The 4,462-nt window shown below is 71.2% G+C and carries 5 protein-coding genes; 2 read left to right on the forward strand and 3 right to left on the reverse strand.

Translation table 11 applies throughout. The features are described from left to right. A partial coding sequence (locus tag ACE3Q3_RS23055; RefSeq protein ID WP_374449990.1) for a hypothetical protein occupies positions 1-247 on the forward strand: 247 nt, incomplete at its 5' end. Between the two features lie 10 nt (positions 248-257). On the opposite strand, the gene ACE3Q3_RS23060 is transcribed toward ACE3Q3_RS23055, so the two are convergent. From ACE3Q3_RS23060 to ACE3Q3_RS23070, 3 genes are all read right to left on the reverse strand, one after another. Further along, positions 258-1,694 (reverse strand): methyltransferase regulatory domain-containing protein, encoded by a 1,437-nt coding sequence (locus ACE3Q3_RS23060; protein WP_374449992.1) that lies wholly within the window; start codon positions 1,692-1,694, stop codon positions 258-260. Between the two features lie 80 nt (positions 1,695-1,774). Continuing rightward, positions 1,775-2,254, reverse strand: coding sequence for a hypothetical protein (locus tag ACE3Q3_RS23065; protein WP_374449994.1), 480 nt, complete (start codon positions 2,252-2,254; stop codon positions 1,775-1,777). Positions 2,255-2,272: 18 nt separating this feature from the next. Next, positions 2,273-2,626, reverse strand: a complete 354-nt coding sequence (locus ACE3Q3_RS23070; protein ID WP_374449995.1) for a DUF6152 family protein — start codon at positions 2,624-2,626, stop codon at positions 2,273-2,275. A 208-nt stretch (positions 2,627-2,834) separates the two neighbouring features. Here ACE3Q3_RS23070 and ACE3Q3_RS23075 point away from each other — a divergent pair. Continuing rightward, positions 2,835-4,462 (forward strand): FAD-dependent oxidoreductase (locus ACE3Q3_RS23075; RefSeq protein WP_374449997.1); only part of this gene is annotated, 1,628 nt, incomplete at its 3' end.

Raw genomic sequence — 4,462 nt, forward strand, 5'->3', positions numbered from 1 at the left:
GACCAAGGAGTTCATCTTCGTCCTGCTCGACGTCGCCGGCGGCAACCTCGTCGGCGCCAAGAGCCACCTGACCCAGGCGATGAAGCTCGGCCTGACCGTTCCCGAACTGGTCGAGGGGCTGGTCCAGGTACTGATGGCCAACGGCATCACCGCCTGGAACCTCGTCGGCCGGCCGGTGCTGGAGCACGGGCTGGAGGTGGCGGCGAGCCTCGAGCAGCCGCCGCCGCGCGAGCGCGGCGACGACTGACGCCGGGGTTTCAGCCGGGCGCGAAGCCGACCCGCAGCCGCGCCATCGTCGCGCGCTCGGACTCATGGTCCTTGCGCTCCTGGGACCCTTCCTCGGGCGGCGCCTTGCCGGCGGCGAAGTCGACGATGCGCGAGGCCGCCATGCGCACGCCCGAGCCCAGCACCGGCGAGGCGAGGACGTCGTGGGCGTGCCCGGCGGCGATCTCGTCGGCGATGACGCGGTTGAGGCGCTGCGACGGGCCCGGATCGGCGTCGACGGCCGAAGCGGGGTAGACGTAGCCCGCCGCGACCATGGTCACGACGCGGCGCACCAGGTTGCTGTCCTGGGTGTCGCCGGCCTCGGCCGCGACCTCCGCCAGGGTCGCCGGCCCGGCGGCGAGCCGGTCGAGGATCGGCCGGAACGCCTGCTCGTTCAGCTCGACCGTGCCGATCGGGAACTTGACGCTGAGATTGCAGCGCTCGCGCAGGCGGATCATGGCGAAGCGCTGGCGCCGGGTGCGCTGCCGCCATTCGGCCGGGGTCATCGGCACGGGACCGCGGACATAGATGTCGCGGCGGAAGCTGTTGCTGCGCAGGAGGTCGCTGACGGTCTCGCGGATCGACCCGGCCGGCACCTCGCCCAGCGCCTTGGCGGTCTCCGGCGTCATGGTGAAACGGTCGATCGTGTCGACGAGGTCGGTGGTGCCGACGTAGGACAGCTTCGCCCGCTCCATTCGCCGGGCCACCTCCGAATGCGGCGTCGGCTCCCAGTGGCGCACGAAATATTCGTGCAGGACGTAGCGGATGTCGCCCGACTTGGTCTGCTTCAGCCACTCGCTCAGCGCCTTGGCGTTCTTGAAGTGGCCGGCGTTGATCGCGATCAGCGATTCCAGGAAGTCCAGCGCCTTGCGCGCCCGGTCCTCGGGCGAGCCGGTCGCCTGCTCGGCATAGTCGTAGAGCAGCTTCTGGACCGGCAGCAGGCCGGTCCAGGTGGTCAGCGTGTTGTAGCTGACATAGAGGGTGCCGCCCGGCTTCAGGTGCCGGTCGAGCAGGCCGATCAGGGCATCGCGGGTCGAATTCGGGACCCAGCTCCAGATCCCGTGCATGGTCGCGAAATCGAGCGGCGGCAGCTCGTCGGGCCGCAGGTCCTCGAAGGCGCGCTCCAGCAGGACGACGTTGGCGAGCCCGGCGCGGTCGGCCATGGCCCGGGCCCGCGCGATGTGGGCCGGGCTGTAGTCGACGCCGTAGAAGGTCGCGTTGGGATTGGCGGCCGCCATGATGAGCAGGCTGAGGGCCTGCCCGCAGCCGAACTCCGCGTAGGTGAAGCGGTCGCCGCCGTTGGCCGCCAGGACCGACGGCCCGGCATGCTGCCGGTGCAGCAGCGGCACGAAGCGCAGCATCGCCGGGGACAGGGACGAGAAGTAGTGGTTGGTGTAGGGCGTGGCGAAGGCGATGTCGTCGGCGCTCATGGAAACGGTGCCTCGTCCGGCGTCGGGGCCCGGACGTTAGCATTGCCGTCCGCGGCGGCGCCAACGGGCAACCGCCGCGCTCAGACGTAGGCGGCGTAGCGGCCGCAGACGGCGGCCACCGTCCAGGCGGCGAGCGAGATCGCCGCGGCCCGGCGTCCGGCGGCCGGCACCGCGTCCCAGGTCGCGATGTCGCGGAAGCGCCCGCGATGGAACAGCACGATGTTCGCGAGGCCGGCGGCGACGGCGGCGAACTTGACGAGGAATACGGGGTTGGTCGCCACCGGCTGGGCCTCGGCGACGAAGAGCACGATGCCAGTCGGCAGGGCGAGGGCGAACCCGGCCCTGGCGATCGGCAGCAGCAGGGCCGCCGCCTCCGCCGGCCGGCCGGCACGCAGGACGCCCAAAAGCCGCAGGTCGAAGGCGACGATGGTGCCCAGCATCAGCCCGACGCCCAGCACGTGCAGCACGTTGGCCCAGGGATAGATCCAGGCCGATTCGCGGATCGCCTGGCCGACGGCCGAGCGCTCCAGCGCCAGCGCCCAGGCCAGTCCGGCCTCCATCGCCGGAAGGCCTGCCGGTCAGCGCAGCTCCACCGTCTTGCCGGCGGCGACGACGCGCTCGGCGCGCAGTTCCCCCCCATCGGTGCGGTGCGGGTAGCCGACGACCGTCACGGTCTTGCCGACGGCCACCATCTCCGGCGTCAGGCCGCGGGCGCGCATGCGCGACGGCGGGGCCAGGATCACGAACCAGGTCTTGCCCGGAACCTCGAGCCGCATCGTGCCGTGGGGATTGTCGTAGCTGACCTCGCGCACCGTTCCGTTCAGCTCCAGCGTCTGGCCGGCATCGTAGTTGCCCCAGCCGTGATGGGCGGCGAGCGGGGCGGCGACGAGCAGGGCAGCGAGGCCGGCGGTGGCTGCGGGAATGGCACGCATGGCGGGATTCCTGTCGGATGGTGGCGGGCGACCGTCGCGGGGTCGGAGGCGATATGGTCCGCGATGCCGCTGCCGGCTACCCCCGCCCGGCCGCGCTCCGGGGCTCCGGCGAAACTTCGTTGCGGCTGGCGGGGCGTTGGTGCAAGCTTCTGACCCTGAAAAGGTCCCGCCAGAGGGCCGATCGAGGGGCTGAGGAAGGACGCTTTTCATGGATGGTCACGGGCCGGGCGGCGTCGGCGGTGTTCCGCCCACCGATACACGCAATCCCAGCTATTTCCACAAGGTCGTCGATTGCCAGTGGGCGTGCCCCGCCCATACGCCGGTGCCGGAGTATATCCGCCTCATCGCCGCCGGCCGCTATTCCGACGCCTACATGGTCAACTGGAAGTCGAACGTCTTCCCCGGCATCCTGGGCCGCACCTGCGACCGCCCGTGCGAGCCCGCCTGCCGGCGCGGCCGCGTCGAGGCGGACCCGGTTGCGATCTGCCGGCTGAAGCGCGTCGCCGCCGACTACAAGGACGACATCCGCGACCGCCTGCCGGCGATCCCGGCGGCGAAGAGCGGCAAGCGGGTGGCGCTGGTCGGCGCCGGCCCGGCCGCGCTCACCGTCGCGCGCGACCTGATGCCGCTCGGCTATCACTGCGTGGTCTTCGACCGCGACCCCAAGGCCGGCGGCATGATCCGCACCCAGATCCCCCGCTTCCGCCTGCCGGAGGAGGTGATCGACGAGGAGGTCGGCTACATCACCGGCATGGGCGTCGAGCTCCGGCTCGGCGCCGAGGTCACCAGCCTGCGCGCAGTGCTGGACGAGGGTTTCGACGCCGTCTTCGTCGGCACCGGCGCGCCGCGGGGCAAGGACCTCGACTTGCCCGGCCGGCAGGAGGCCGCGGCCAACATCCATGTCGGCATCGACTGGCTCGCCAGCGTCTCCTTCGGCCATGTCGAACGCATCGGCCGGCGCGTCATCGTGCTGGGCGGCGGCAACACGGCGATGGACTGCTGCCGGTCGGCCCGGCGGCTCGGCGGCGAGGACGTCAAGGTCGTCGTCCGCTCCGGCTACGACGAGATGAAGGCCTCGCCCTGGGAGAAGGAGGACGCGACCCACGAGGGCATCCCGATCCTCAACTTCATGGTGCCCAAGGCCTTCGTCCACGAGGGCGGACGCCTGACCGGGATGCTGTTCGAGAAGGTGCGGGCCGAGTACGACGAGAAGGGCCGGCGCTCGCTGGTGCCGACCGGCGAGCCCGACGAACGCATCGACTGCGACGACGTGCTGATCGCGGTCGGCCAGGAGAACGCCTTCCCCTGGATCGAGCGCGACGCCGGGGTCGAGTTCGACCGCTGGGGTCTGCCGAAGCTCGACGCCGCCACCTTCCAGTCGACCAACCCGCGCGTCTTCTTCGGCGGCGACAGCGCCTTCGGGCCCAAGAACATCATCTGGGCGGTGGCCCACGGCCACGAGGCGGCGATCTCGATCGACCGCTTCTGCCGGGGCGAGCCCGTCGCCGAGCGGCCGGAGCCCGCCGTGGCCATGTCCAGCCAGAAGATGGGCATCCACGAGTGGAGCTACGACAACGACATCTCCCTCGACCATCGCTTCCGGGTGCCGTGGGCCGAGCCCGAGAAGACGCTGCGCTCGATCGCGGTCGAGGTCGAGCTCGGCTTCGATCCCAAGCTCGCCTTCGCCGAGGCGCAGCGCTGCCTCAACTGCGACGTGCAGACGGTCTTCACCGACACGCTGTGCATCGAGTGCGACGCCTGCGCCGACATCTGCCCGGTCGACTGCATCACCTTCACCGCCAACGGGCCGGAGGCCGAGCTGCGCGGGCGGCTCAA

Origin of the sequence: Allostella sp., from assembly GCF_041913585.1 — a bacterium.
In the GTDB taxonomy this organism is placed as follows: Bacteria; Pseudomonadota; Alphaproteobacteria; order ATCC43930; family Allostellaceae; genus Allostella.

Coding starts and splice junctions, on each gene's coding strand:
- ACE3Q3_RS23060 (WP_374449992.1), bottom strand. CDS start 1,694: ATGAGCGCCGACGACATCGCCTTCGCCACGCCCTACACCAACCACTAC.
- ACE3Q3_RS23065 (WP_374449994.1), bottom strand. CDS start 2,254: ATGGAGGCCGGACTGGCCTGGGCGCTGGCGCTGGAGCGCTCGGCCGTC.
- ACE3Q3_RS23070 (WP_374449995.1), bottom strand. CDS start 2,626: ATGCGTGCCATTCCCGCAGCCACCGCCGGCCTCGCTGCCCTGCTCGTC.